Annotated in this window: 28 protein-coding genes, 1 tRNA gene and 1 pseudogene; 26 read left to right on the top strand and 4 right to left on the bottom strand. The window is 66.2% G+C overall.

The window, feature by feature from the left end; all coding sequences use genetic code 11:
* Window positions 1–194 precede the first annotated feature (194 nt).
* The 5 genes and pseudogenes from ACE1OA_RS11230 (at window position 195) to ACE1OA_RS11210 (ending at window position 4656) form a co-directional block, all read left to right on the top strand.
* Window positions 195–1841, top strand: coding sequence for an SWIM zinc finger family protein (locus ACE1OA_RS11230; RefSeq protein ID WP_432752721.1), 1647 nt, complete (start codon window positions 195–197; stop codon window positions 1839–1841).
* 156 nt (window positions 1842–1997) lie between these two features.
* Window positions 1998–2226, top strand: a pseudogene (locus ACE1OA_RS11225) (tyrosine-type recombinase/integrase); the annotation flags it as partial.
* Window positions 2227–2311: 85 nt separating this feature from the next.
* On the top strand, window positions 2312–2521 hold the full coding sequence (locus ACE1OA_RS11220) for a hypothetical protein (protein ID WP_432752720.1): 210 nt from the start codon (window positions 2312–2314) through the stop codon (window positions 2519–2521).
* A 98-nt stretch (window positions 2522–2619) separates the two neighbouring features.
* Complete coding sequence (locus tag ACE1OA_RS11215; RefSeq protein ID WP_432752719.1) at window positions 2620–3105, top strand: hypothetical protein; 486 nt, start codon at window positions 2620–2622, stop codon at window positions 3103–3105.
* A gap of 582 nt (window positions 3106–3687) precedes the next feature.
* On the top strand, window positions 3688–4656 hold the full coding sequence (locus tag ACE1OA_RS11210) for a hypothetical protein (RefSeq protein WP_432752718.1): 969 nt from the start codon (window positions 3688–3690) through the stop codon (window positions 4654–4656).
* A 385-nt stretch (window positions 4657–5041) separates the two neighbouring features.
* On the opposite strand, the gene ACE1OA_RS11205 is transcribed toward ACE1OA_RS11210, so the two are convergent.
* A complete protein-coding gene (locus tag ACE1OA_RS11205; protein WP_432752717.1) occupies window positions 5042–6385 on the bottom strand; it encodes a hypothetical protein in 1344 nt (447 codons plus the stop codon).
* Window positions 6386–6640: 255 nt separating this feature from the next.
* Here ACE1OA_RS11205 and ACE1OA_RS11200 point away from each other — a divergent pair, with 255 nt between their 5' ends.
* Genes ACE1OA_RS11200 through ACE1OA_RS11190 form a run of 3 tightly spaced genes read left to right on the top strand, consistent with a single transcriptional unit; the run spans window position 6641 to window position 10280 of the window.
* Window positions 6641–8599 (top strand): AAA family ATPase, encoded by a 1959-nt coding sequence (locus ACE1OA_RS11200; RefSeq protein WP_432752716.1) that lies wholly within the window; start codon window positions 6641–6643, stop codon window positions 8597–8599.
* 5 nt (window positions 8600–8604) lie between these two features.
* Complete coding sequence (locus ACE1OA_RS11195; protein WP_432752715.1) at window positions 8605–9213, top strand: hypothetical protein; 609 nt, start codon at window positions 8605–8607, stop codon at window positions 9211–9213.
* Window positions 9210–10280, top strand: a complete 1071-nt coding sequence (locus ACE1OA_RS11190) for a hypothetical protein (protein ID WP_432752714.1) — start codon at window positions 9210–9212, stop codon at window positions 10278–10280. The genes ACE1OA_RS11195 and ACE1OA_RS11190 overlap by 4 nt, the downstream gene beginning before the upstream one ends.
* Before the next feature lie 352 nt (window positions 10281–10632).
* Here the strand turns inward: ACE1OA_RS11190 and ACE1OA_RS11185 are convergent, their stop codons facing one another.
* On the bottom strand, window positions 10633–11325 hold the full coding sequence (locus ACE1OA_RS11185) for an HAD family hydrolase (RefSeq protein ID WP_432752713.1): 693 nt from the start codon (window positions 11323–11325) through the stop codon (window positions 10633–10635).
* Complete coding sequence (locus ACE1OA_RS11180) at window positions 11312–12178, bottom strand: GntR family transcriptional regulator (protein WP_386542454.1); 867 nt, start codon at window positions 12176–12178, stop codon at window positions 11312–11314. Before ACE1OA_RS11180 ends, ACE1OA_RS11185 begins: the two co-directional genes overlap by 14 nt.
* 153 nt (window positions 12179–12331) lie before the next feature.
* Here ACE1OA_RS11180 and ACE1OA_RS11175 point away from each other — a divergent pair, with 153 nt between their 5' ends.
* From ACE1OA_RS11175 to ACE1OA_RS11115, 13 genes are all read left to right on the top strand, one after another.
* Window positions 12332–12661, top strand: coding sequence for a hypothetical protein (locus ACE1OA_RS11175; protein ID WP_393561479.1), 330 nt, complete (start codon window positions 12332–12334; stop codon window positions 12659–12661).
* A 2-nt stretch (window positions 12662–12663) separates the two neighbouring features.
* Window positions 12664–14013, top strand: a complete 1350-nt coding sequence (locus ACE1OA_RS11170; protein ID WP_432752712.1) for an FtsK/SpoIIIE domain-containing protein — start codon at window positions 12664–12666, stop codon at window positions 14011–14013.
* Window positions 14014–14090: 77 nt separating this feature from the next.
* Entirely contained in the window at window positions 14091–14762 is a 672-nt protein-coding gene (locus ACE1OA_RS11165) for a DUF2637 domain-containing protein (protein ID WP_432752711.1), read from the top strand.
* A 20-nt stretch (window positions 14763–14782) separates the two neighbouring features.
* On the top strand, window positions 14783–14971 hold the full coding sequence (locus ACE1OA_RS11160) for a mobile element transfer protein (protein ID WP_386542458.1): 189 nt from the start codon (window positions 14783–14785) through the stop codon (window positions 14969–14971).
* 20 nt (window positions 14972–14991) lie between these two features.
* On the top strand, window positions 14992–15150 hold the full coding sequence (locus tag ACE1OA_RS11155; protein ID WP_393561470.1) for a hypothetical protein: 159 nt from the start codon (window positions 14992–14994) through the stop codon (window positions 15148–15150).
* 11 nt (window positions 15151–15161) lie between these two features.
* Window positions 15162–15482 (top strand): SpdD-like protein, encoded by a 321-nt coding sequence (locus ACE1OA_RS11150; RefSeq protein WP_432752710.1) that lies wholly within the window; start codon window positions 15162–15164, stop codon window positions 15480–15482.
* A 5-nt stretch (window positions 15483–15487) separates the two neighbouring features.
* Window positions 15488–16036 carry a GGDEF domain-containing protein gene (locus ACE1OA_RS11145; RefSeq protein WP_432752709.1) on the top strand — a complete coding sequence of 183 codons (549 nt, stop codon included), beginning with the start codon at window positions 15488–15490 and terminating at the stop codon, window positions 16034–16036.
* A 94-nt stretch (window positions 16037–16130) separates the two neighbouring features.
* Window positions 16131–16310 carry a hypothetical protein gene (locus tag ACE1OA_RS11140; RefSeq protein ID WP_432752708.1) on the top strand — a complete coding sequence of 60 codons (180 nt, stop codon included), beginning with the start codon at window positions 16131–16133 and terminating at the stop codon, window positions 16308–16310.
* 5 nt (window positions 16311–16315) lie between these two features.
* Entirely contained in the window at window positions 16316–16555 is a 240-nt protein-coding gene (locus tag ACE1OA_RS11135; RefSeq protein WP_432752707.1) for a hypothetical protein, read from the top strand.
* The gene (repSA, locus tag ACE1OA_RS11130) at window positions 16552–17955 is read left to right on the top strand and encodes a replication initiator protein RepSA (RefSeq protein ID WP_432752706.1); all 1404 of its coding nucleotides are present in this window, start codon (window positions 16552–16554) and stop codon (window positions 17953–17955) included. Before ACE1OA_RS11135 ends, repSA begins: the two co-directional genes overlap by 4 nt.
* Before the next feature lie 11 nt (window positions 17956–17966).
* Complete coding sequence (locus tag ACE1OA_RS11125; RefSeq protein ID WP_432754056.1) at window positions 17967–18137, top strand: helix-turn-helix transcriptional regulator; 171 nt, start codon at window positions 17967–17969, stop codon at window positions 18135–18137.
* Window positions 18134–19507 carry a tyrosine-type recombinase/integrase gene (locus ACE1OA_RS11120; protein ID WP_432752705.1) on the top strand — a complete coding sequence of 458 codons (1374 nt, stop codon included), beginning with the start codon at window positions 18134–18136 and terminating at the stop codon, window positions 19505–19507. Before ACE1OA_RS11125 ends, ACE1OA_RS11120 begins: the two co-directional genes overlap by 4 nt.
* A gap of 111 nt (window positions 19508–19618) precedes the next feature.
* On the top strand, window positions 19619–20473 hold the full coding sequence (locus ACE1OA_RS11115) for a nuclease-related domain-containing protein (protein ID WP_432752704.1): 855 nt from the start codon (window positions 19619–19621) through the stop codon (window positions 20471–20473).
* Between the two features lie 199 nt (window positions 20474–20672).
* Here the strand turns inward: ACE1OA_RS11115 and ACE1OA_RS11110 are convergent.
* Window positions 20673–20744, bottom strand: a tRNA-Arg gene (locus tag ACE1OA_RS11110).
* A 158-nt stretch (window positions 20745–20902) separates the two neighbouring features.
* On the opposite strand from ACE1OA_RS11110, the gene ACE1OA_RS11105 reads away from it, so the two are divergent.
* The 5 genes from ACE1OA_RS11105 (at window position 20903) to thrC (ending at window position 26519) form a co-directional block, all read left to right on the top strand.
* Window positions 20903–21370 (top strand): response regulator, encoded by a 468-nt coding sequence (locus tag ACE1OA_RS11105; protein WP_432752703.1) that lies wholly within the window; start codon window positions 20903–20905, stop codon window positions 21368–21370.
* Between the two features lie 120 nt (window positions 21371–21490).
* Window positions 21491–22642, top strand: coding sequence for an ArgS-related anticodon-binding protein NrtL (gene nrtL / locus ACE1OA_RS11100; RefSeq protein ID WP_432752702.1), 1152 nt, complete (start codon window positions 21491–21493; stop codon window positions 22640–22642).
* Window positions 22643–22652: 10 nt separating this feature from the next.
* Window positions 22653–24044: a diaminopimelate decarboxylase gene (lysA, locus tag ACE1OA_RS11095; RefSeq protein ID WP_384869474.1), complete on the top strand. Its 1392-nt coding sequence runs from the start codon at window positions 22653–22655 to the stop codon at window positions 24042–24044.
* 105 nt (window positions 24045–24149) lie between these two features.
* Complete coding sequence (locus ACE1OA_RS11090) at window positions 24150–25442, top strand: homoserine dehydrogenase (protein ID WP_356779489.1); 1293 nt, start codon at window positions 24150–24152, stop codon at window positions 25440–25442.
* 6 nt (window positions 25443–25448) lie between these two features.
* The gene (gene thrC / locus ACE1OA_RS11085; RefSeq protein WP_432752701.1) at window positions 25449–26519 is read left to right on the top strand and encodes a threonine synthase; all 1071 of its coding nucleotides are present in this window, start codon (window positions 25449–25451) and stop codon (window positions 26517–26519) included.
* Window positions 26520–26765: the final 246 nt, after the last annotated feature.

Raw genomic sequence — 26765 nt, 5'->3', positions numbered from 1 at the left:
CACCCCTGTGCCATGCGGCACCTTTCCGAAGAGGGTCGGCCGGAGGCTGAGTCGGCCTGACGACTTGCCCGAACTGCTGGAGGCATCGCCTCGCGAGGATGGCACCGTTCTCATCTCCGGGGTTGTCCGAGTCGACGACCTTTAGGGTGAGGGCTGTTGGGCGTAGCCCTGGTCGGATCGGAGGGCGGAGAGTCGTGGGCGGTCTTACGGAAGCGAAACTGAGGGCGCTGGCCGGGGAGCGTTCGTTCGAGCGCGGGCTCGCCTACGTCGAGGCGGTGTCCGGGGTCGAGGCCGGTGACGGCTGGATCAGGGCGTCGGTACGCGGCACGGAGCGGTACGAAGTGGAGCTGCTCCTGGGTGGGCACAGGAAGCCGAGGGGCACGTGCGACTGCCCGTACGGCCAGGAGGGCAACTTCTGCAAGCATCTGGTCGCGCTCGGCCTGACCGTGGTCGGCCGGGAAGCGGACCTCTCCCGGCAGCGTACGTCGGCCATGGGCAGGGCGCGCTCCCTCGAGGCCTGGCTGACGGGCCTCTCTCGGGACGACCTGATCGCCCTCGTGCGGGAGGAGATCGCCGAGGACCGGCAGCTGCGTCGCCGCCTGGAACTGAGAGCGGCGAGCGCTCGCGGGGACCTGGCCGAGGTCCGCTCCCGCATCCGTGAGCTGCTCGACATCGGGCCGTTCGCCCAGTACGGCTACGTCGAGTACGCCGACGCCCGTGCCTACGCCGAGCAGGCGCGGCAGGCCGTGTCCGCGATCCGGTCGCTGGCGGCCTCGGACCGGGCCACCGACGCGATGGTCCTGGCCCGGGAGGCGATGGGACTGCTGGCCGGGGTGGTCGAAAGAGTCGACGACTCCGACGGCCGGCTCGGCGAGGTCGGGGCCGACCTGGCCGACGCCCACCACGACGCCTGCCGCGAGGCCCGCCCCGACCCGGAGGAACTCGCGCACTGGCTGGTGACTCAGGCGCTCGACGACGCGTCAGACCTGTTCGACATCGACCCGCTCGACTACGAGGACCCGCTCGGGGACCAGGGCATGGGCACCTTGCGCAAGCACGCGACCGAGGCGTGGAAGGCCCACCGGTCCGGATGGGCCGAGAAGCACCTGATGCAACGCCTGGCGAAGGCGGGGCGGGACATCGACACGGTGATCGCCGTCCACGCCGCCGACCTCGCGCCGGACGGCCAGACCCACCTGCTGATCGCCCGCGAACTGGACACGGCCGGCCGCACTGCCGAAGCCCTGGAATGGGCCGAGCGCGGCATCCGCGAGACCGAGGACCTGGCCAGCGTCGACACCGCCCTCGTCGACCACCTCGCCGACCGCTACACGCGGACCGACCGGCTCACCGACGCCGTCACCCTGCGTCGCGACCACTTCGCCGCCCGACACACCCTGCTCACCTACCGCCAACTGCGCGCCGCCGCCGAGGCGGCCGACCGCTGGCCGGCCGAGCGCGAGAACGCCCTGGACCTCCTACGCGCCGATGGCGGCCGGGTTCTCGTCGATGCCCTGCTGGACGACAGGGACGTCGATGCCGCCTGGCATGCGGCCGGCGAACACGGCGCCCACGACGGCCAGTGGCTCACCCTCGCCGACCAGTCCCGCCCCAGCCGCCCGGCCGACGCCCTCACCGTCTACCTCCGCCTGGCCTGCCGCCTCACCCGCGAGACCGGCAACCACGCCTACGAACAGCTCGTCAGCCTGCTCCTGAGCATCCGCGACTGCCACAGCCGCCTCGGTACACCGGACGACTTCACCACGTACGTCACCGACCTGCGCGCCAGCCAGAAGCGCAAGCGGAACCTGATGCGGCTGATGGACGAGCACGGTCTGTGAACACGGGGTCTGTTCCGGCGCCGGACCGCGCTTCTCCCGGTGCGGCTGTGGCGCGGCCCCCGGCCGAACTGTCGTCGATTTCGCCGATCAACGAGTCCGGACGTGCGCCCCTCGTTCCCGACCTGCGCCGCCTCCGCGCCAGCCATGACGGCGGAACTCGCCCTCCCGCCTGCCGTTGCCACCTCGCCGTTTGCCCGGCGGTCCGGTACGACCTTCGGCACTCCGCACTCTTTGCAATGCTCAACGCGGGCGTGGACGCGGCCGAGGTAGTGAGCGGGCAGGCAGCGGCGTGGAGGTGCTCCTCGGTCGGTACGCGAAGTGCCTGGGCGGCCGTCAGGAAGTGGCGAGTCGGCGTATCGAGGCCCACCTCAAGGAGGACGAATGATCGTGGAGACCAGCTGGGGTCAGGTGGAGATCGATCCGATCGACGGTCCGGACACAAGCGCCGGCGCCGCGGCTTCAACACGGCCATGGAGTACGCCATCGAGTGCGGTTACCTGGAGGAGAACCCGCTCGCGGGGGTAAAGCGTGCGGGGTCCACCAAGGGTGACGTCGTAGACCCCCGGGTCCTGGTCAACGCTGTCCAGGGCGAGCAGCTCCTCACTGCCGTCTCTTACGTGGCCTCCGTCCACCGGAACCGCGGGCGTCGACTCGTCGCCTTCTTCGCCTGTCAGATGTAGGCGGCGATGCGGCCAGCTGAGCTGTGGGGCTTCGGCAGAAGGACTGCTACCTCCCCGAGAAGGGGTGGGGGACGCTCACCCTCAAGGACACCCGGCCGGTGTCCGGCAAGCGGTGGACGGACTCGGGCCAGCGCCACGACAAGCGCGGACTCAAGTCCCGGGAGCCCAAAGCAGACCGCCCCGTCCCGATTCCTCCGACGTTGGTTGCCATGCTCCGCGCGCACATAGCGGAGTTCGGCACGGCGAAGGACGGCCGGCTCTTCGCCAACGAGCGAGGCGCCGTACTCGGGACGTCCAGCTACTGGAGGGTCTGGCAGGAGGCCCGGCCAATCGCCTTCTCGCCGGACAAGGTGGATTCACCGCTCGCCCACCGGCCGTACGACCTGCGCCACACGTGCATCACGAACTGGCTGAACGCGGGTGTCCCCGTCGCCGAGGTGGCCCGACGGGCGGGCAACTCGCCCGAAGTCATCCACCGTCGCTATGAGGGTTGCATCGACGGACACGAGGTGCTCAACAACAGGAAGATCGAAGAGGCAATGGGTTGGATGGAGGGCCCGCCACCTGCCGCAAGGTTGGGTTGATCCCTCTCCCGTGCCTCCCCATCACATCGTGCGGCTCTGAAGGGAGAAGGGCAGCACGATGTGTGGCGAACGCGCTGTAGGTAGCAGTGCTTCGCCTTGTGCTCCACGGCCTCACCCGTTTAGCGCGTGATTCTGGTTTGCACCCTGGGGAACGATCTACTTTGGGAGCTTCTCGAAGGAGTTGGTCAGTGGTGATTACTCAGATCGATGGAACCCATACAGCCCCCCTTGAGCTCGTTTTTCAGGGGGAATGTGGAAAAGTCACGCAAGTGGATGTTGGAGGTCTTGTATTGCGCTTCAGATGCACCCACGACGTACAGGCCCCTACCACGGCGGGGACTGAATCGCCTCCATCTCCTCCAGTGATTCCTGAGCCGATTGACTTTGATCAAGGACCCGTGGCGGCCGCGTACCACATAGACGCCACTGATCTGGCCTTGTTCCGCCGTGGACTAGCTCAGGTGGATACGGGTCGCGAGCCACTTACATTTGGCGTTGCCGGTGATCCGGCCGAGACTGACCTTCGTGCGCTGGCCGACAGGGCGGTGAAGCAGGACCGTCCACTGAGGATGGTGTTCGGGCATGGCGGAGAGTAAAAAGGACGAGGCGGCTACGGGACTCAGTTCGGCTGCTGACAGAATTCGCGAGTCTGCGAAGTGGCTTCTCGTCAGTTTCGCTGCAGTCGGAGTTACTCTGTTTGGTGGCTTGCAGCTGGCGAACATCGGTCGATTGCAGCTAGACGATCCGATCCGCTGGGTTCCTGCCGTTGGGGGAGTGGCGCTTGGGCTCGCCGGATTGGCTATAGCAATTTATGCAGCAAGCTCAGTCGTTACAGAAAGCTACGCGAGCCTGGCATGGCTGTCCCAGGCTGAGGGTCAGGATATTCGCGGCGAGGTTGAGCAGGACTCCCTGCTTCTCGGCGGTTACGAAAACGTGCAAGCGTTGGCGAGTGAAATTAAGAAGGCGCAGCTGCGGAAGAATAAAGCCTACACGGCGAGATACGCAGAGGCTCCGGTTGGCGAAGTCGAGAGTTATCGCAAAGCCCGCCTTGAGCGACTGGATGCCGAGTTCTATAGCGCGTCCTACGCCTTGCAGTCGCTATCGCAAGTGGAGCAACGGATTCTCCATGTTGCTAGCCTGCGTCGCGTAGCCAAAGCGTACGAAGATTCCAGGAAAACAATGTTCTTGGGGGCTGGCATGACCGCCCTAGGGATCGCTCTATTCGCTTGGGGAGCCAACCCTCCGGATCCTGCTGAAAGTGTTGAGGCGGAGCAGGTGTTGCCACCTTCTCCGAGCGATGTCATCGCGATGATCGAAAACGACGACGTTAGGGCAGAGCGCCCTTTGGGCGTGACTCTCCGCGAAGCGTTGGGTGCCGATTGTGACCTGTCGAAGGTTGCTGCCATTGCTTTAAGTGCCGCCGGAGACACATACGACTTGGTGTCTATCAAGACGAACCGTTGCAACGTCGCCTACTTCAAGTTGAATCCGTCGCAGGGCAAGGTTCTTCCGCGTGTGGCTCCGGAGGAGGGCGCGAAGGCGGTGGGGTAGAAGTAGCAACCTCAGTGGCTCACGACAGCGCCGTCAAAGCTGTGCCCGATGTGCTGCTGGTGGGCTTCGCGAAGGCTGGGCTCACTCGCCACTCACTCGCGATCAGTGACACACAACGACAGAGACCCGGACTCAGTGGGACTGAGTCCGGGTCTCTGTGTCTGGCACTCTCGCTGGTCAGCGGGTTGAACACGCTGTCCGAGCTGGAGTGCCCCCGGCAGGATTCGAACCTGCGCACACGGCTCCGGAGGCGGCGTGTGTCATGGGCGTTGTTGCTGCTCAGGTACCTGCCTACACAGCGCCTCGACCCTCGTGTCCACAGGTGGTCCACAATGTCCGAGCGTCTACGTCTCGGCTGACTTGCTGAGCAGCACCTTCTTCCGCACTACACAGGTTGTAGAACAACAACACTCTCTCGGAGGAACTCAGAATCTGATGTCCTCCTTTTCAACTGCCGGGCAATCTTCAGTTCTTGAACGCGCCATCCAGTCAACTCGGCCAGCGCACCCATTACCACATCTGCAGCAATTACAAAGCTTGAAGAGTTTTGAGAACCATGCGCAGAGTTGCCGACAATGAAAACAAGACGGCCGTTCTTTGCGATTAGTTCCCGGCATTTCCTCAGCGTGGCAAACATATCGTCAGCATAGCCGCGAATAACTTCACGCCGACCCGCTGCATATCGGTCGTCAGGGATGGCATTTACAATCGGCTCTACTATCCTCTCGACCTCCGGAGCCACAGTAAGACTTCGGTATAGGAAATCAAGGTCGAACCGGATACTGGGATGGCTCCTGATGGTCGACAGACGCTGGTTTCGCATGTCCTGTGCCGAGTCGTAGCAGCCCAAGATCCAAGCCTCTGTCTTGTACACCTCGGTGTAGTCGATGTTGTTCGGATAGGGTGGAGAAAAGACGATCCAGTCGTACGAATCCTCGGCTGCCGAAGGTGGCGGGTTACGACCATCACCAAAATGAATATCACCGAATGCAGTCGATGGCTCAGTGAGTGTCAGGTCATGAGTAGCGGCACTAATGCGCTCGGTGAAGACCGGCAGAGGGGACCGGGGTTCACGCAGTGGAGCGTATCGAAGGGCCCGCCCATCTCGACGCAGCTGACCGCAGGGCTCGACGCTACTAGCGAGACATGCTCGCAGAATGGAACGCGCTACCGTGTCGTCAACATCGGCGATGGCGCACCTGAGAGCCACGAGGTCTTGCACATTCTGCCTCGGAAAGTACTTCTCGTTCTTGATGGTCGACTGTTCCGGAATTAGAACGTCATCGACATGCGTGTCTTTGAAGCGTTCGACGACAGAATTAAATGCAGACTCGACTCGATCAACTAGCAAAGAACCCGAAATTCGGCCTTGCAATTTTGCAGTGCCCAGCTCCCAAAGAAACGGGTTCCTTTCCACACCCACTGCAGAGACATTGAGTGAGGGCTTCGATGCGACGTGGTCGACAGCACTGAGCAGGGTGGTCCCACTACCGGAAAAAGGGTCGAACACACGCAGATGCTCATCAGGAGGCGTCCCGTAGTCGCTCAAGATCTGGGGGAGCAAATTGGCTGAGTAAGCTTCCTTCAGGTGAAACCATCGATGAAAGGGCCGGCTGGAGTTCCCGTTAGGGACCACAAGACGTCCGTAGACCTGCGAGCCGTCACTAACCAGCCACTTACGCTGGAGCGACCTGTAGTGCGCAGTCAGTACGTCTGCCTCGGTTGGCATCCAAACTCCCTATATCCCGGCCACGTCTGCGCTTCCCCCTGCCTGGGTGCGGAGCGTGCGTTACAAGACAGAACATGATGCCACGTGGTGAGGGTGTTGGTGAGGCGTGGCAGGCCCGGGGCAGCCCCGGATGGTCTTGCGCTACGTCCGTGCAGCCCGTACCGCATCACTGATGACCTAGCGAGCCCGTAGCGGCATCGCTACTCTATGCACACCGGCGCGCAGCGGGGGACCAGAGACTAGGAGAGGCGACGAGTGCGACTGCCACTGATCAAAAAGGTAAATCTCTCTCACTTTAGCCTCTATAGGAACAAAACGGAAAATACCGTACAGTTTGGCGACGGCGTTTTCTGCCTAGTGGGCGCAAATGGGCTTGGGAAATCCACTTTCCTGTCAGTCATCAACTACGCCCTCACTGGGATCGTCGCAGCCCCCGACCAGAAGATCCTGTCAATCGCAGAATACTACCGGAATAGCCTGCCGTATTCCGGAGAGTATTTTACAGGCCGAGTGCATCAACGGGATCGAGATAGCGCGGAAGTGACCCTCGAATTTTCCGTCGGGGAGCACCAATACAAGGTGACGCGCGGGTTTTTCGCTCCACAGGCACTACGCCGGCTAACTGTCAGTGGCCCTGACGTTAGCGTCGAGAAGCATGCTAATCCTGAAGATGCAGATGCAGGAGCTGAACTCCATGACCTCTATAGGTCACTAATCCTGCAGCATACGGGACTGGCACGATTTGAGCAGCTCGTATTTCTTCAACTGTTCCTGCTGACATTTGACGAGCGCCGGCATCTACTGTTCTGGGATACTGAGGTTGCGCGATTTGCTCTGTATCTAGTATTCGGGCTGGATCCTGCTCAAGCGGATCAAGCCGGAGAATGGCAAAGGAAAGCGGATAAGCTTGAGTCGCAAGCTCGGAACGCGCAATATGCTGCGACCACCGCCCGCGAGCGCAGGGCTGAACTACTAGCTCGGGCGGATTCCCCTTTCGAGGTTAATGAGAATCTTGAAGAGCGACTCCAATTTCTGCAGCAACGCAAGGACGACCTTGAAACGCGCGTTGACGAAAAAGGTGCACAGGAAAAGGACGCCAAGCTTGCTGTCAGCACTGCAGTAGCGAATCATCATTCGCTGAGCGTGGAGTACAGTCGCTTGTTTGGCGAACGGTTGAGTCCCCACGCTAGGCCAACGCAGCACCCCCTCATCGCACGCCTCCTACACGAGAATGAGTGCGGAGTCTGTGGCGCCAAAGAGGTTGATGTCAGTTCGGTCCGTACTCAGCTCGAGTGTGGTGATTGCCCGCTGTGTCGGACAGCGGTGAGTGAAGCGGCTAACGAAGACCAAACCTTCGTTGACCTTGAAGCACTTGACGAGCGACTTCGCAAAGCCGGCGAGCTCGTGCAAGAGCGCCAGGACACTCTTGATCGAATTACACGTGAACTTGCGGCCTTGCGTGTTGAGTATCTATCCGCGAGCGAGGAGCTTGCTCAGTTCGAGGAAGCAAACTCAAGTTACATCTCACGAAAGGATGAGATCAAGGCGCAGTCGGGAATCATTGCCCTGGCTCAGGAGCTTGAGGCACAGCAGAACGATGCGGCAAGGCGTCGCGACGATTTCCGCCATCGCAGAGACGAATATAAGGCACTTCTTGAACCGTTGCAGCGAGAGCTCGCCGAGAAGTACGCCATAGCGGAGCGGGATTTTGTCCCGAAATTCCAGTCTTTGGCGCATGCATTTCTCGGTCTGGATCTGAGCCTCGTATTGGAACAGCGGGCTCGCGGTCCTCAGCTAGTAGTGTCAATCGACGGCCATGAGCGGCGGGAGTCGAACCAACTCTCAGAGAGTCAGCGCTACTTTATTGATATTGCGCTTCGTATGGCCTTGGCGGAATTTATGGTCGGTGAGGAAGGTACAGCCTGCCTCTTCGTTGACACGCCGGAAGGTTCTCTCGACATTGCATACGAGCGCCGAGCCGGTGAAATGTTTGGCGAGTTTGTGGATCGGGGGAACCGACTCGTCATGACTGCCAATCTGAATTCTAGCCGCCTAGTCCTCGAACTAGCTCGCACCTGCCGTAGGCGGCTGATGCATGTAGAGCGCATGACTAACTGGGCAGTTCTTTCCGAAGTTCAGGCCGATGCCGAGGATCTGTTCGACGAATCCTACCGGGCAATTCAGGACAGTTTGGACGGCGACGGTCTGTGGTGAAAGTGGTGAATCCGGATGCGTCATTCGACCACCTCTTCGTCGTCGGCGAGCTGAGCAAAGCTGACCAGTCGCTGAATCTCGGCGAAGTGCAGATCTTCATTTACTTGGCTTGCATGTTGGGGTTGTATGACGGTCGCCCTGTTGCGAAGTGGGGCTATCCGTTTGTGGCCACTCCCGACTCTTCGCCATTCAGTATCGAGCTGCTTGAAGCTTCTGATTCGCTGATTGCAAGCGGACTCATTTCGACTGCCGACGAATTCATGACGATCTCTGAGCGCGGCCAGAAGGAACTGGACCGATGGGAGCGTCTTACGAGATTCACTCCTCGCGTTCCTTACCTCCGCGGAGCCACTGGGGCCGCGGTGGCGATGCCGCTTTCTTTCGTCAAAGAGGGCGTGGAGCTGGAGCCGCAGCTTCACAACGCACGCGCACTGAAGCACTCAAGGCATCTGTTGGATGATGCAGGAATCTCGCAGATCTATCGACACTTTCAGGTGCTCGAGGCGTCGCTGGGTAAGAATGTGCCCGACTATATGATTCCGGCAGTAGTGTGGCTTAGCTTCCTATTGGAACAGGATGATCAGGGCGGGGCGGCCAGCGGGGGGCTACGTTGAGCGATCTGAGTCGGCTGGCAGAAATTGCACAGAACCACTACTTCACTCTAATGATGCGGAAGTTTGGCGCGGAGGGGGCGAGTGTTCTACGCGAATTTCTTCCGCACTTGAAGACCGTGCTTAATGTAATCGACTACGAGTCGATAAGCGAGTCGCTGACTGTTGTCTACCGGTTTGCCGATGGAGTTCTAGGCGTTACCGATCTTCCTTATGTGCTCGAAGAGCCGAGCCAGCTTGCACTGCACAATTACGGCACGTTGACCGTTGAGGTACTCGCCGATGGAAGGTTTCGAGTTTGGAAGCAGATTCATGACCTGGATGTCATTTCGCCGGGCGCCATCGTGTACCGCTATCGCCCTGAATCAGATGAGCGCATTTGGGTTGATGGGGTCGAAGGTGAAGTGCCGGCCACCATGGCATACACCAGGATTTTCGGGCTTTCCAGGTTCAAGGACCTAGCGCAGTGTCTTGATCATTATGCGGTGCGAATGGCAAGGTCCAGTGAATGTCGTATTCTGGCTGCCGTTTGGCGAGAAGAAGGTCGCGTGATGTGGCTGCCGGGGCCCGAGGATCAAATGCGGTTCTCTCTCTATCAGCATCTGAAGAGCAGCCTCAGAGAAGGCAACCCTGATATCACGCAGGAAACTCCAGTTGATCATAAGAATCCAATCGACATTACCATCAGATGGGGTAATAGCAACAAAATTGGACTAATTGAGATTAAGTGGCTCGGGAAGAGCGGCAAGCTCAATCCGCCTAAGAAGACTAAAGAGTGGTCTGAGCAGCGAGCCCGTGATGGGCTGAGTCAGTTGGCTGACTATCTCGACCGAACCAGGGACCGTGCGGGAACATTTGATCGTCGTGGCTTCCTTGTGGTATTCGACGGTAGGCGGGCGATGGTGAAAGACGACACATGTTCTGTCAGTAGGGAGGACGGGCTAAAGTTTCAGGATGCCCACATTGAGTATCCGAAAGATCTGCTAGATCGCCATGATATGGCGACTCCCGTTCGATGCTTCTGTGAGCCAAACTTTAATGCTGGAGTGAGCCCGAGTCGAAACCACTAGGTCGACGGAGCGGCTTTGGGCTGGAGCTGCTTTGGGGCGAGCGATCATGGCCCCGTAAGCTTCCGGCGCGTCGGGCAGTCTGTGGACCTGCCCGGTAAAGCACGACGTTGGGGCCATGATCTTAGAGGCTCGCCCCAAAGTGGCTGCCTAAAGCCGTGGAGCCGACCGCCCCAGCCACAGAGGGGTTCACTACCCATCAACCCGAGCTGTCAGGCGTGCGGACGGCGGCCGGGCTGGAGCGGGGCGGAGACAGGAGCGCAGGCCCGGGCGACGGGCCGCGCGCGCCGCGCCGTGCGCGGCGGGTGCCTTGATGAGGTAGAGAAACCTGTAACAGCTCCCCTGTGCTCCTGGGCTACGCCGGTGTGAGTGCGTCGGCGATGGCCTGCATGTCCTCCGTGATGACGTCCGCATGAGCATCGGCGAACAGGTCAGCCTTGTGAGGCTTGTTGGCGTAGGCGATCACCGTCGTACCGGCCGCATGAGCGGCCTCAATGTCCGTGAGCGAGTCGCCGATCAGGGTGCAGTTCGTGACGTCCATGTGCACCTGCTCGGCCGCGGTGATGAGCGGGAACGGATTGGGCTTCATCAAGTGGGGCTGCCCGGACGGTCGCCCGACGACTTTCGCTACGTACTCCTCCAGGCCGTGCAGCTCCAGGAAGCGTTCAACGCAGTCGGCGGAGTTGTTGCTCACCACCACAACGGCTCGTCCTGAGGAGCGTGCGGCCTGGAGGGCTGCCACTGATCCCCGGGTCGGCGGGCCGGCCACCGCGACGGCTTCGACCTCTGCGGCCGTCAGGGCTTCCTCCACCTGCTGGCCCACTTCGGCGTTCGCTTCGTGGGCGATACGAAGGACCTCGATCGGATCGTCGGTCGCGGCGGCCCTGGTGCCCGCGGACGCGTCCTGGACGGAGAGAAGTGCCGTCAGTTGCTTCGCGACCTCGGGGGCGGGAAGCCCAGCGAACACGTCGCACACGGGCCCGTCGAAGTCGAGGAGGATCACGCGTGCGTTCGCCAGGATGTCCGAGAGCTGGTCATCGTGCGTCAAGGTCGAAGTCCCTTCCGATGGTCTCCCAGACGCTGTCGAACCACATGCGGGCTTGCTGCACCTGCTGCGCTCCGCTGGAGGACTCGCCGTCGTTGATCGAGTGGTGGAAGAGCGTGGTGTCCTTACCGACCAGGTCATAGATCTCAAGCGTCTCGCCTTGCGCGACGACCTTGTTGGGGCGGATCGGGTAGTAGCCGAAGAATGCGTCTTCGTTGTTGATCACGTACAGCTTGAAGAACTGCGTACCGCTGTGGACGCGGACGCTGATCCTGGTTTCAGCGACCAGGCCGAGGTGTTCCAGCTCGGCGATGGCGTCCCGGATGCTTCGGGTGTAGCTGACCATGATGTCGTGCATGCGGTCGCGAAGCCGCTGGTCATCTGCCCCGTCCTCCATGCGTACTGGCGCGGCCTGCGGCACGGACATGTCAGGTACGAGTATCCGCATCGTGATGCTTGACGGCGTGAGCCGGCCAACGCGGATCTTGTCGAGTGGCTCCTGAAGCGCGCCATGCAGCGTTTCGCTGGAGAACCCCGCGAAGTCGATCGTCACATGGTCCTTGGCGAATGCCTGCTCGACGTACGGCCGCAGTCCCGCCGGCCTTTCGGTCCGGTTGCGGACGTAGACGCCACTGCCCTTGCGGGAGACCACGAGCCCCTCGTCTTCGAGGTCACGCAACGCGCGCTGAATTGTCGCCCGGGCGAACCCGTAAAGCTCCGTCAGCTTGGCGTGGGACGGGAGCTTTTCACCCGGGCCGAGCCGCCTCGTACGGATGGCGGCGCTGAGGCTGCTGGCCACCTGCTCGTAGGGGGCTCGGTCGTCGTCGGGGTCTAGCGGCTCGGGGACGAAGGTCATGGGTCGATGGTAGGCGAGACCTCCCAGGCAGGACAGTCACGCCAGTCATGTTGTTGACATGGCTAGCCATGTCTCCTACCTTCGAGATGTGACCAACCTAGCTAGCCAAGTTGGTCATCTCGATCCTTCCTGCCATCTCCAAGGAGAACAACCATGCCGTCCTTCAAGATCGACACGTCCACCGCCGTGGTGTTCGTCGCGACCGCTCCCACGCCGAAGCTCGTGAGCAAGCAGACCGGTGAGCGCGCCATGGACCGGGAGACCGGTGCCGGACTCTCCACGGTCGGACTTCTCATCTCGGACGAGGGAGAGGGCAACCTCTACCAGGTGACCATCCCGGAGACCGGCCTCCCGGAGGGCCTGGCGCCGGGTATGCCGGTGTCGGTGATCGGGCTCAAGGCCCGGGACTGGGAGAACACGTTCAACGGCCAGACCCGGCACGGCATCTCGTTCCGCGCCGTCGCCCTCACGACCGGGGTCTGACCGTGACTGACCTGTCGACGTTATGGGAGGTCGGCCTCCCGCTCGCCGGCGCTGGCGGTGGTCTCGGCTACGCGAAGGTCCGCGCGCCGCGCGTGTACTGGTCGCTGGTGGGTCTGCCTGTCGCTGGCGTGCGGTTCGCGGCGACGTACCGCTCGACCATGGATGTGTGTGGTCTGACGGTGCAGCCGTCCCGCCTGCGGGCGTTCATGGTCCGCAATATCGCCCGCCGCACTGATGTCCAGCCCGTACCGCCGAAGGTCCGCCGCGTGCGGGGTTCCTCGACCGGGATGCGGGTCACGCTCCGGCTCCCGGCCAGCCTGGAGCCCGCCGACGTGATGGCGGCATCCGAACGGCTGCGGCACGCCTGGGGTGTCCACTCGGTCAACGTGATGGAGACGAAGCCGGGATTCGTGGAACTGCGGATGACCGGCTACGACGTGCTGCGTCGGGTGACGTTGCCGCGCCGGGTTCCTGCCGGGTCGATGGCGGTTCCGGTGGCGCTGCGGGAGGACGGCACCGCGTTCGTCCGGGACTACCTGAAGGTCCCGCACGCGCTGACGCTCGGCGCGAACCAGTCGGGCAAGTCCATGTATCAACGCAACCTGATCGCGGGGCTCGCCCGGCTGCCCGTCGCCCTCGTCGGGATCGACTGCAAGCGGGGCGTCGAGCAGCGCGGTTACGCGCCCCGCCTGTCGGCCCTCGCGATCACGCCCGAGGAAGCGGATGGTCTTCTGGAAGCCTTGGTGGGGGAGATGGAGTCCCGCTTCGACCTGCTGAGCGAGCAGGGGGCGGCCGACATCTGGGCCCTGCCGGAAGTGCTCCGGCCTGTGCCGGTCGTGGTCCTGGTGGACGAGGTCGCGGAACTGTTCCTCGTCGCGACCAAGAAGGAGGAGGAACGCCGGGACCGGATGGTCACCCAGTTGATCAGGCTCGGGCAGATGGCCCGGGCGGCCGGCATCTTCCTGGAGGTCTGCGGGCAGCGGTTCGGCTCCGACCTGGGCAAGGGTGCCACCGCGCTCCGTGCCCAGCTCACCGGCCGGGTCGTCCACCGGGTCAATGACAAGCAGACCGCCGAGATGGGCGTGGGGGACATCGCCCCGGACGCCGTGGTCACCGTACTGACGATCCCGCCGGACCGGCCCGGCGTCGCAGTGGCCGGCGATACGTCCGGCGGCTGGTCCCGCATCCGTACGCCCGAGTTGAGCTCAGCCGAAGCAGCCGCGATCTGCGTGGAGTACGCGCACCTGACGCCCGCCGTTCCGCGCCTCGCCCCCTACCGGCCGGTGGTCCGCGTTCCCGTCGAGGTCCACGGGTCGATCCCGCTGGTGAAGCCGATCCCGGCGACCGACTGACGCCTCTTCCCTCTCTGGTCGGCGTGACCATCTCGCGCCAGGTCCCTACCCGACCCATGCCCGTAAGGAGGTGACCCGTGTCCCGAACCCTCCGCTTCGACGCCGTGCTCATCCAGGCCGTCATCGCCGGAGCCCTGTCGTTCTCCCATCTGCACGACCTGGCTGCAGCGGCCGGACAGGACGGCTGGAAGGCGTGGGCCTACCCGGTGAGCGTCGACCTGCTGTTGGTCGCCGCCTGGCGCCGGATGCGAGCTGATGGGGGCAACCGTGATGCCTGGCTCTGGTTCGCCATCGCCCTGATCGCGTCCCTCGGTGCCAACGTCGCCACCGCCGGAATGCTCGACATGACCGACGTACCGCCCTGGCTGCGCATCCTCGTCGCTGGATGGCCCGCGCTCGCCTTCCTCGGCGGCACGCTCCTGGCCCACTCACCTACCGATGTGCCGCAGCCAGAGGCTGAGCCTGCGGTCGATACCGACCGCGAAGCTCTGCCGGATCTGACGGTGGAGCGGGCCCCCGAACCAGCCCCGGAGCTCCCGCCGGCCGGTCCCGCTCGGAAGGACGTCCCGCCGGAGCCCGTAGCGCAGGCGCCTGCCGTCACCGTTCCGCCGGCACTGCTCGACCACGCCCGGAAGATCGCGGATGCCCATCACGCCCAGACCGGTGCCCCGATCGACGCGACCACTCTTCGCAGCCGTCTCGGCATCCCGCCTGCGCTGGCGGACTCGATCGCCCTCCAGCTCGCCTGACCCAGGAAGGAGCAAGACCTGTGCGCCCGAACCGCTTCCACAACATAGCCCGCTTCGGACCGGTGTGCGTCGGCACCCACCACGACGGCCGTGGGCGGACCAAGCACACCGCCGTGTGCACCGCCCCCGGCTGCGACTTCTCCGCCGACTACAACACCCGCGCCGCCGCCGAACTCGCCGCCCGCACCCACCGCTGCAACCCGCGCTGACCCTCAAGGAGACACGCCTCGTGGACGTCCCGCTCTGGCTCGCCCTGATCGTCGTCGGCGCCCTCGGAATCAAGCTCATCCGCCCGCCCTGGTGGCTCGTCGCCGTGATTCTCCTCGGCGGCTACCTCCTCGCCGACAGCGTCCTCGCCCCGCTCATCGACCACACGATCACCAAGTAGGGAGACCCGTCATGCTCCGACCGCACGTCCCGGTCAACCCGCTCCCGACCGGCCACACCATCCCGCTTTTGCAGCCCGCCCCGACAACTGCTGTCGAGCCCGCGGCCTGCAACCACGGCCAGGCTCCGGTGCGGGCCGCCTCGACCCGTACGACGGTCCAGCTCACCCCGGGCAGTGTTCTCGCCCTGGCGGCCGGTGGCGGGGCTGTGGTCCTGGTCGTCGGCACCGTCCTCGTCTCGCTTCTCCTGGCGGTCGCCATCACTGGCGTCTCCGTCGCCCTCATCGCCGTCGTCCTGCGGCTGCTCGTCCGCGACATGCAGCAGGGCCGGTGACCGTCATGGACACGTACACGATCGCGGCGGCGGGCTTACCGGCCCTGGGCTGGGCCTTCCACGGCAGCCTGCTTGTCCGCCGCTTGTCCACCGCCCGGCGAGACCCGCTGACCGGGCTCCACACCCGCGCCGGTTGGACTGCTCGCGCCGAACACCTCATGTCCCGGCACGCGAACGCGCTCGTGGTCCTGGTCGACCTGGACGACTTCAAGGCCGTCAACGACACCCACGGTCATGCCGCCGGTGACACGGTTCTGGCTGCCACTGCCGATCGCCTGACGGCCTGGTGCGGACGGCATGGGATCGCCGCCCGCCTCGGGGGAGACGAGTTCGCCGCAATCGTCGCCGACCCTGCCCACACTGCCGGCCTTCCGGCTCTCCAGGTCGCGCTGGACCAGCCGGTCACGCACAGCGGGCACACCTTGCGGGTCTCGGCCTCGGTCGGTCACTGCCACCGCCGGCACCTGCCGCTGCCGGTCCTCACGGACGCGCTGTCCGCCGCTGACATGTCGATGTACGCGGCCAAGGGCCACGGCAGGCGCAACACACGCTAAGCGGCCCCCGGGACGGCCTCGGTCGCCAAACTTCCGCCGCCCCGGGCGCCTGAACCCATTCCAGATCCAACAGACCCGAAAGGGAGACCTCATCATGCCCGAATCCACCCAGCCCCGGCGTATGTGCCGCGACTGCGACGGCTTCGCCACCGTCACCATCACCACCGGCCTTCCGGCCGTCGACGGCATTCGGAACACCATCCGTGCCCACTGCCCTGCTTGCCGGGGCCTCGGTCACACCGTCCGCGCCGATCTCGTCCGCACGGGGCGGTGACCGGCATGGGCTTCTTAACGCCGAGCAAGGAGAGCCCCGGCCTGCACGTCTCGGCCGAGCCGATCTACCGCTTCCACGACGACCCCGCCGCCTGGTCGACCAGGACTGCCAGCGAGCCCGCCGGTTCTTACCACTGCGGCAGCTGCGGCCAGTCCGATGGCGCCCGCGGCTCCCGCGACGTCGCCGCCCTCGTCGATGACTACACCGCCCACCACGGCCCCGCTCACAAGAAGGGGAGCAAGTGACCGACGCCGTCACTCTGGCGGGCCTGGACCCGGCCACTCTGAGCGATCTGCTCCGGGTGGCCGGGTCCCCCGGCTTCGACCGCCTCAACGACCAACTCCGCCGCACCGGGGGATGCGCCGCACCCATCCGCCTGTTCGGCGGCACCAAGCTCCTCGACCCGGCCACGCGGACCGTGCTTCATGCGTACTCGACCGACACCGAGCCCGGGGGAGTCCTGCGCGTTGCCTGCGGCAACCGCCGTGCCTCCCGCTGCCCGTCCTGCGCCTGGACCTACGCAGGCGACACCTACCACCTGATCCGCGCCGGCCTCGTCGGCAACCCGGACAAGGGCACCCCCGACACGATCCGCGACCACCCCCGGGTCTTCGCGACCCTCACCGCCCCGTCCTTCGGACCGGTCCACAACCGGCCCGGCACCCGGCCCTGCCGCTGCGGCACCCGCCACGCCGAGGACGCCCCGGAGCTGGGCACCCCGCTCTACCCCGACCGATACGACTACGCGGGTGCGGTGCTGTGGAACAACCACGCTTCCGAGCTGTGGCGCTACTTCACGATCTACCTCCGCCGCGAGATCGCCCGCCGCGCCGGCCTCACCCAGAAAGCTGCCCGCGAACAGTCCCGCGTCTCCTTCGGCAAGGTCGCCGAGTACCAGAAGCGCGGCGCGGTCCACTTCCACGCGGTCATCCGCTTCGACGGACCCGAAGGCCCCGACACCCCGCCCCCGGCCTGGGCCACCCTCGACCTGCTGACCGACGCCATCCGGGCCGCAGCTGCTCGCGTTCAGGTCGTCGTCCCGGCCGCGCCCGACTTCGGCGTGGACCAGGACGTGACGCTGGCGTGGGGCACGCAGCTCGACGTGCAGCCCATCAAGGCCTTCGGCCAGGGCGAAGACCTCACCGAACAGGCCGTCGCCGCCTACGTCGCCAAGTACGCCACCAAGGCCGCCGAGACCACCGGGTCCGTGGACCACCGCGTGGGCAACAAGGAAGCCCTCATCCTCCTCGACATCCCCGAGCACCCCCGGCGCCTGATGGAAGCCTGCATGGACCTCGACCGGGCCTACCCCGACCGGCGACTCCTGGCCTGGGCCCACATGCTCGGCTTCCGCGGCCACTTCTCCACCAAATCCCGCCGCTACTCCACCACCCTCGGCGCCCTACGCCAGGTCCGCGCCGACTACCGCGCCGCCCAACAACGCACCGCACTCGGTCTCCCCGACCCCGACGAACACCCCGAAGCCACCGTGCTCGTCGTCGCCCACTGGACCTACGCCGGCCACGGCCACACACCCGGCGAATCCTGGCTCGCCGCCAACATCCACCGCGACATCCAGCACAACCGCGAACACGCCCGCGAGATCCGCGCCGAACTGTCCGAACTGGAAGGAGAGCTGTCGTGAAGGACGAGCTGATGACCGTCCCGCAGATCCTCGCCGAGCTGGGCGGCGTCTCGCGACGGACCTTCTACCGCTGGCGTGAGCTGGGGCAGGGGCCAGCCGCCTTCAAGCTCCCCAATGGAGAGCTCCGAATCTGGAGGAGCGACTTCTCCACGTGGCTCCGACAGCTGGAGGCAGCGGCGTGAAGTCCCTCGATGTGAAGGTGTGGGGTGTCCGGAAGCGTGACACCAAGACGCCTTCATACGGTGCCCGTTGGTCTGTGGCGGGCAATGTGTTCTCGGAATCTTTCCGGACCAAAGCGCTTGCCGATCACTACCGCACGAAGCTCATGCGTGCGATGCGAGACGGCGAGGAGTTCGATTCGGAATCGGGTCTCCCGGCCTCCATGGAAGAAAAGAAGTCCGCGGTGACGTGGTACGACTTCGCTCTCAGGTATCTCGCCATGAAGTGGCCGCATGCCGCCCCCAATACGCGGGACGGCATCAATGAATCGCTGACCAGTGTGACGGTGGAACTCCTCGCTGAGCGTCCCGGCCGGCCATCCGACGATGTAGTCCGTAGAGCGCTGCGCAACTGGGCCTTCGTACTGCCGGGGCCTGATGGGCGAGAGGTGCCCGACGACGTGAGCAACGTCCTTCACTGGGTGTCCAAGGCGTCTCGGCCGCTTGCCGATCTTGCCGAGCCCGCCACCGCCCGCGCCGTGCTCGACGCTCTGAAGCTCAAGCTCGATGGGACCGCGGCGGCAGCGGAAACCGTGCGACGTAAGCGCCGGACGCTCGTGAACGCCGCGAACTACGCGGTGGACCTGGGGGAACTGCGCGAGAACCCGATCACGGCAATTCGCTGGCAGAAGCCGAAGGTGTCCAACCAGGTCGACCCGCGCATCGTCGCCAACCCGGAGCAGGCCCGCAACCTCCTGACAGCCGTCTCCTACGTGGGCGGGTACCGGCGTGCCCGCGGTCGTCGGCTCGTCGGCCTGTTCGCCGCGATGTACTTCGGTGGTCTCCGGCCGGCAGAAGCCGTCGGCCTTGGCCAGACAGACCTGGTCCTCCCCGAGCAGGGCTGGGGCTCTGCCTTGCTCCACCGCACCCGTCCGTCGGTGGGCAAGCAGTGGACCGATTCGGGAGAGACCCACGACGACCGCGGCCTGAAGAACCGGCCGACCGAGGACATCCGCAGGGTGCCCATCCCCCCGCATCTGGTCGCCGTTCTTCGTGAGCATCTGACCGTCTTCGGCACCGCGGACGACGGTCGACTGTTCTTCAGCGAGAAGGGTTCCGTGGTCCCCTCCTCGACCTACTACCGCGTCTGGCAGGAGGCCAGGCTCCTCGCGCTTCCGCCGACCGTCGCCGCGTCGCCGCTCGCGAGTCGGCCGTACGACCTTCGGCACTCGGCACTGTCGACCTGGCTCAACGCGGGCGTCGACCCGACCGAGGTGGCCGAGCGCGCCGGGAACAGCGTCGAGGTCCTGCTGACCCGCTACGCGAAGTGCCTCGACGGGCGCCAGGACGTCGCCAACCGGCGCATTGAGGATCTTCTTCGCGAGTACGAGTGAAGCACCGTGCATCACCCCATTGAGGCTCCGGGCATCTTGTCCGGGGCCTCACTCGTTTTCTGCCCTACCCACTGCGATGCTGCGAGCGGAGAGCGGACGAGGGGGGGGCTCGTGGAGCTGGAGGTCACGCGATGGAAGCGGTACGGACATGATCGCCTGTACGCGAATCTGCCCGATGGCGCAGCGGTCGGTTGGGCGGACGTGACGACGGGGGACATCACCGTCCTGGTTGCCGAGTATCGCGATGACGTGATCGCCGCGCTGACGCACCGCTTACGGGAGGTCTCCGCGTCGGACTTGCCAAAGGGGACATCTGGGGCTGAAGCCCGTCCGGTGCTGCCGCCTCTGCTGCCGGCCGACGACCTGTCCGCCAACCGTCCCGGTGAAGCCCTTCGTGACCTGCTCGACAAGTCTGGCCCGGGCCTCATGGAGCGTGTCGTCTCACGGCTCCTGCGGCGCCCCAGCAAGTGGGACTCGTGGCGGAAAGGACTGGCGGGGGAGAAGCGCGTGGGAGGCGAGCTGAACCGGTTGGAGCGGCACGGCTGGCGGGTCCTGCACTCGATTCCCCTGGGTGAACGTGTGGACGTCGACCACTTGCTGATCGGCCCTGGAGGAGTGTTCAGCATCAACACGAAGCACCACCACGGCAAGGCCGTATGGGTCGGCGACGACGCGGTGAAGGTCAATCACGGCAAGCCAGCGCCTTACGTCCGCAAGAGCCGAGCCGAGGCCAAGCGTGTGGTCCGGGTGCTGGAGCAGTACTGCGGTTTCCCTGTACCGGTTGAACCGGTCCTCGTCTTCGTCGGCGTCACCGATCTCAAGGTGGTCGCCACGCAACTCAGCGTCCGGGTGTACCAGGAGCGCCAAGTCGCTGCTCTGGCGCCGCTCTCAGGGGCACTGACGGCTGACCAGGTCGAGCAGGTGTACAGCGTTGCTCGTCATCGTCAGGCGTGGAGCCAGGCCTGAGTCCCGTGCCCTTCAGCGGGCCGGCCGTCTCTGTCTTCGCCTGGACCTCACCTGCGGCGACGCCCCCAAGATCCCGTCCACGCCTCGTCCACAGACCCTGTCATACGCCCGCCCAGCCCCGCACACGCCTGCGCATGCAAGAAGACCCCGTCCTCAGCATCTCTGCTGGTGGCGGGGTCTTTAGGCACTTCCTGCGAAGTGCCCCCGGCAGGATTCGAACCTGCGCACACGGCTCCGGAGGCCGTTGCTCTATCCCCTGAGCTACGGGGGCGTTGCCGCGTTCGGCGGCGACGGGTAGAACCCTACCAGCATCGGAGCGGTGCCCGTGAACAGGTATTTCCGTCGCGTCACGGGGGCTTCGTTACCCCGCACGGGTCGGAAGTGGGCAAAACGCGGACGCGGCCCCGCGCCGCGACCTACTCTCGTCGTGTGTCAGGCGTGTCCGGGCGGGTCCTCGTTGTCGATGACAACCGGGTGATCCGGCAGTTGATCAGGGTCAATCTCGAGCTCGAGGGCTTCGAGGTGGTGACCGCGGCCGATGGTGCCGAGTGTCTGGATGTCGTTCATCAGGTTTGTCCTGATGTCGTCACCCTGGACGTCGTCATGCCTCGTTTGGACGGCCTGCGCACCGCCGAGCGGCTGCGGTCCGATCCGCGGACCAGCCACCTGCCGGTCGCGATCGTGAGTGCCTGCACCCAGTACGAGACCGAGAGCGGCTTCGCCGTCGGTGTCGACGCCTTCCTCGCCAAGCCCTTCGAACCCGCCGAGCTCGTCCGCGTCGTGCGGCAGCTCATGCACCGGGACCGGCGTGAGCGCCGGGACGGTCAGGAGGGGCCGTCTGGTGTCGACGGCCGACACGGGGTCGGCCGCGCGGAGAGCCGGAACCTTCCCGGGTAGCACATCTAGACGCGTCGAGACCGGGCGTACGGACCCCTGTTCGGAGACCCTGGTGCGCCGGGTGCCCGCATGGCGAAACCGGTTCGCTTTTGGCCCCCCCTTCTCCCCTACGCTGGTCCCGTGACCCCCGCGGACCTCTCCCTCACCGTGCTGCACGCCGTGCGCCGTGCGGTCGACGACGGTGCGCTGCGGGTCGACGCGGGCGATCTGCCCGAGCGCGTCAAGGTCGAGCGGCCCCGGCCCGGAGGGCGCGGCGACTACGCCAGCAACATCGCCCTCACCCTGGCCCGCCCCGCCGGGCGCCGGCCCCTGGACGTCGCCGGGATCCTCAAGGAACGCCTCGAACGCAGCCCCGGGCTCGCCGCCGTCGACATCACCGGCGCCGGTTTCCTGAACTTCACGCTGCGGCAGGACGCGGAGCAGGCCCTCGTGCGCGAGATCCTGCGCGAGGGTCAGCGCTACGGGTGGCGCGAGCCCCACGGCGCCACCGCGCGGCTCGTCCACCGCGCCGACCTGCGGGCCGCCGTCGTCGCCGACGCCGCGAGCCGGATCCTCGTCTCCCAGGGGTATCGGGTCGAGGTCGGCTGCGAGGGTCCCGGCGACCCCGAATGGGCGCTCCTCGGCGCACGGCCCGGAGCCGAGGCGCCGGACGCGGGGGAGCGGCACGCTGTCGCCGACGTGGTCCCGCTGCCCGTCCCGTACACCGCCCGCGAGCTGCTGGACCGGCTCGGTCCGGACGCCGCCCGGTGGGGGCTCCTCTCCGCCGCCGCGCACGACACCGCCCGCCTCGGCGACGAACTCCTCCGGCAGCAGGAGGGGAACCCCCTCTTCCTGGTCCGGTACGCGCACGCGCGGGTCCGCGCCCTCCTGCACAACGCGCGGCAGCTCGGGTTCGCCCCCGCCGGGGACGAGGCGCCGGGATCCGCCGCTCACCGGCCCGCCCCCACCCCATCCGCCCAGGCCCCCGCCTCCGCCCAACCCCCCACCCCCCAAGCCCCCCACCCCCCCCACGCCCGTCGCCTCGTCGCCGTGCTCGGGGATCAGCCCGCCGTGCTCGCCGCCGCCGCCCGGCATCGCGCGCCCGACCGGGTCGTCCGGCAGCTGGAGGCGGTCGCCGACGTGCTGCTCGACTTCCAGCACACGGTGCTGCCCCGCGGCGACGAGAAACCCTCGGCCGCCCACCGCTCCCGGCTCGCGCTCGCCGAAGCCGCCGGGACGGTGCTCGCCGGTGGCCTGTCCCTGCTCGGCATCAGCGCACCCGATCGGATCTGAAAGAGCAGACATGAGTCGTTCCGCCCACCCCGCAGGGCCCCGCCACGCCGACGTCCTCCCCGAGGGGCACTACACCGCGCCGCCCACCGACCTGAACCGGCTCGACCCCAAGGTCTGGGCCCGGACGGTCGAGCGGAACGAGCAGGGCGTCGCCACCGTCGGCGGGCTGACGGTCGCAGAGCTCGCCGAGGAGTTCGGCACCCCCGCCTACTTCCTCGACGAGTCCGACTTCCGCGCCCGCTGCCGCGCCTGGGCGGACGCCTTCGGCAAGGACGCCGACGTCTTCTACGCGGGCAAGGCCTTCCTGTCCCGCGCGATCGTGCGGTGGCTCAAGGAAGAGGGACTGAACCTCGACGTGTGCTCCGGCGGCGAGCTGGCCACCGCCCTCGACGCCGGCATGCCGGCCGAGCGCATCGCCTTCCACGGCAACAACAAGTCCCCCGAGGAGATCGAGCGCGCCGTCGCCGCCGGCGTCGGCCGTATCGTCCTCGACTCCTTCCAGGAGATCGTCCGCGTCGCCCACGTCGCCCAGGCCCTCGGCAAGCGCCAGCGCGTCCAGATCCGGGTCACCGTCGGCGTCGAGGCGCACACCCACGAGTTCATCGCCACGGCGCACGAGGACCAGAAGTTCGGCATCGCCCTCGCCGGCGGCCAGGCCGCCGAGGCCGTGCGCCGGGCGCTGCGCCTGGACGGCCTGGAGCTCATCGGCATCCACTCGCACATCGGCTCGCAGATCTTCGACATGGCCGGCTTCGAGGTCTCCGCCCGCCGTGTCGTCCAGCTGCTCGCCGAGGTCCGCGACGAGCACGGCGTCGAGCTGCCCGAGATCGACCTCGGTGGCGGGCTCGGCATCGCCTACACCTCCGAGGACGACCCGCGCGAGCCGCACCACATCGCCAAGGCCCTCACCGAGATCGTGACCCGCGAGTGCGAGGCCGCCGGGCTGCGCACGCCCCGCATCTCGGTCGAGCCCGGTCGCGCGATCGTCGGCCCGACCGCGTTCACCCTCTACGAGGTCGGCACGATCAAGCCCCTCGACGGACTGCGGACGTACGTGAGCGTCGACGGCGGCATGTCCGACAACATCCGGACCGCGCTGTACGACGCCGAGTACAGCGTCGCGCTCGTCTCGCGGACCAGCGAGGCCGAGCCGATGCTGTCCCGCGTCGTCGGCAAGCACTGCGAGAGCGGCGACATCGTGGTCAAGGACGCTTTCCTGCCCGCCGACCTGGCGCCCGGCGACCTGATCGCCGTACCGGCGACCGGCGCGTACTGCCGGTCCATGGCCAGCAACTACAACCACGCGCTCCGCCCGCCCGTCGTCGCCGTCCGCGAGGGCGAGGCCCGGGTGATCGTCCGGCGCGAGACGGAGGAAGATCTCCTGCGTCTCGATGTCGGGTGATGAAATAGATGTCTCAGGATCCGGACGGAGGGCAGAAACCTCCGTCCGGTGAGTGAGACTGGTTCCCACCGTAGAGATACGAAGAAGTACGAGAAACGAGGTCGGATGATGCGTACGCGTCCGCTGAAGGTGGCGCTGCTGGGCTGTGGTGTGGTCGGCTCAGAGGTGGCGCGCATCATGACGACGCACGCCGACGACCTCGCCGCGCGCATCGGCGCCCCGGTCGAGCTCGCCGGCGTGGCGGTCCGCCGGCCGGACAAGGTCCGCGAGGGCATCGCGCCCGAGCTGATCACCACCGACGCCACCGCCCTGGTCAAACGGGGCGACATCGACGTGGTCGTCGAGGTCATCGGCGGTGTCGAGCCGGCCCGCTCCCTCATCACCACCGCCTTCGAGCACGGCATCTCGGTCGTCTCGGCGAACAAGGCGCTGCTCGCCCAGGACGGCGCGAGCCTGTACGCCGCCGCCGAGCGGCACGGCCAGGACCTCTACTACGAGGCCGCCGTCGCCGGCGCCATCCCGCTCATCCGGCCGCTGCGCGAGTCCCTCGCCGGCGACAAGATCAACCGTGTGATGGGCATCGTCAACGGGACGACGAACTTCATCCTCGACAAGATGGACACCTCGGGCGCCGGGTACTCCGAGGCGCTCGACGAGGCCACCGCCCTCGGCTACGCCGAGGCCGACCCGACCGCCGACGTCGAGGGCTTCGACGCCGCCGCCAAGGCCGCGATCCTGGCCGGAATCGCCTTCCACACCCGGGTCCGGCTCGACGACGTCTACCGCGAGGGCATGACCGAGGTCACCGCCGCGGACTTCGCCTCCGCCAAGCGCATGGGCTGCACCATCAAGCTGCTCGCCATCTGCGAGCGCTCCGCCGACGGCGAGTCCGTCACCGCGCGCGTGCACCCCGCGATGATCCCGCTCAGCCACCCGCTCGCCTCCGTCCGCGAGGCGTACAACGCGGTCTTCGTCGAGGCCGAGGCCGCCGGACGCCTGATGTTCTACGGCCCCGGCGCCGGCGGTTCCCCGACCGCCTCGGCCGTACTCGGCGACCTCGTCGCCGTGTGCCGCAACAAGCTCAACGAGGCCAACGGCCCCGGCGAGTCCGCGTACACCCAGCTGCCCGTGAGCCCCATGGGCGAGGTCGTGACGCGGTATCACATCAGTCTCGACGTGGCCGACAAGCCGGGCGTCCTCGCCCAGGTCGCGACGGTCTTCGCCGAGCACGGCGTGTCCATCGACACCGTCCGCCAGACGGGCAAGGACGGCGAGGCCTCCCTCGTCGTCGTCACCCACCGCGCGCCCGACGCCGCCCTCTCCGGGACCGTCGAGGCGCTGCGCAAGCTCGACACCGTGCGCGGTGTCGCCAGCATCATGCGTGTTGAAGGGGAGTAAGGACCCATGACCAGCAAGGGCACCCACCAGTGGCGCGGCATCATCGAGGAGTACCGGGACCGCCTTCCGGTCACGGCAAAGACGCCCGTCGTCACGCTCCGTGAGGGGGGCACGCCGCTCGTCCCCGCTCAGGTGCTCTCCGAGCGCACCGGATGCGAGGTGCACCTCAAGGTCGAGGGCGCCAACCCCACCGGGTCCTTCAAGGACCGCGGCATGACGATGGCCATCACCCGGGCCAAGGAGGAGGGCGCGCAGGCCGTCATCTGCGCTTCCACCGGCAACACCTCGGCGTCCGCGGCCGCTTACGCGGTGCGCGCCGGCATGGTGTCCGCCGTGCTCGTGCCGCAGGGCAAGATCGCGCTCGGCAAGATGGGCCAGGCCCTCGTGCACGGCGCGAAGATCCTCCAGGTCGACGGCAACTTCGACGACTGCCTGAGGCTGGCGCGCAGCCTCTCCGAGAACTACCCGGTGGCTCTGGTCAATTCGGTCAACCCGGTGCGTATCGAGGGCCAGAAGACCGCCGCGTTCGAGATCGTCGACGCGCTCGGCGACGCCCCCGACATCCACGTGCTGCCGGTCGGCAACGCCGGCAACATCACGGCGTACTGGAAGGGGTACACCGAGTACGCCGCCGACGCGATGTCCACGCACCGGCCGCGGATGTGGGGCTTCCAGGCCTCCGGCTCGGCGCCGCTCGTGCGCGGCGAGGTCGTCAAGGACCCGACGACCATCGCCACCGCGATCCGCATCGGCAACCCGGCCTCGTGGGGCTACGCGATCGCCGCGCGCGACGAGTCGGGCGGCTTCATCGACGAGGTGACGGATCGTGAGATCCTGCGCGCCTACCGCCTGTTGGCCTCCCAGGAGGGCGTCTTCGTCGAGCCCGCCTCGGCCGCGTCGGTGGCCGGCCTGCTGAAGGCCGCCGAGCAGGGCAAGGTCGACCCGGGCCAGCGCATCGTCTGCACGGTCACCGGCAACGGCCTGAAGGACCCCGACTGGGCGGTCGCCGGCGCGCCCCAGCCCGTCACCGTCCCGGTCGACGCCGCGGCCGCCGCCGAGCGCCTCGGTCTCGCGTAACTTCCGGGCCCGCGAGATCCGGCCAGGTCCGCCTCCGCGGCCCCCTGGTGGCTCCCACCAGGGGATTCCCCGCGGAGGCAAACCCGACCAGGAACGTACATAGGCGCACAGGAAGGCTCGCGACACGCATCGTGCGCCTCCTGTGCGCCCTATGTCGCCACAGAACCTTCCTTCGATAGGCTGTACCGAACCCGCCCCGTTGCATATGCGCGGTGTCGTTGCCGTTGTCGCCCCCGAGGCAGAAAC

The sequence above is a fragment of the Streptomyces sp. JL2001 genome (assembly GCF_050917515.1).
In the GTDB taxonomy this organism is placed as follows: domain Bacteria; phylum Actinomycetota; class Actinomycetes; order Streptomycetales; family Streptomycetaceae; genus Streptomyces.
This window is presented reverse-complemented; position numbering and strand designations above follow the sequence as displayed.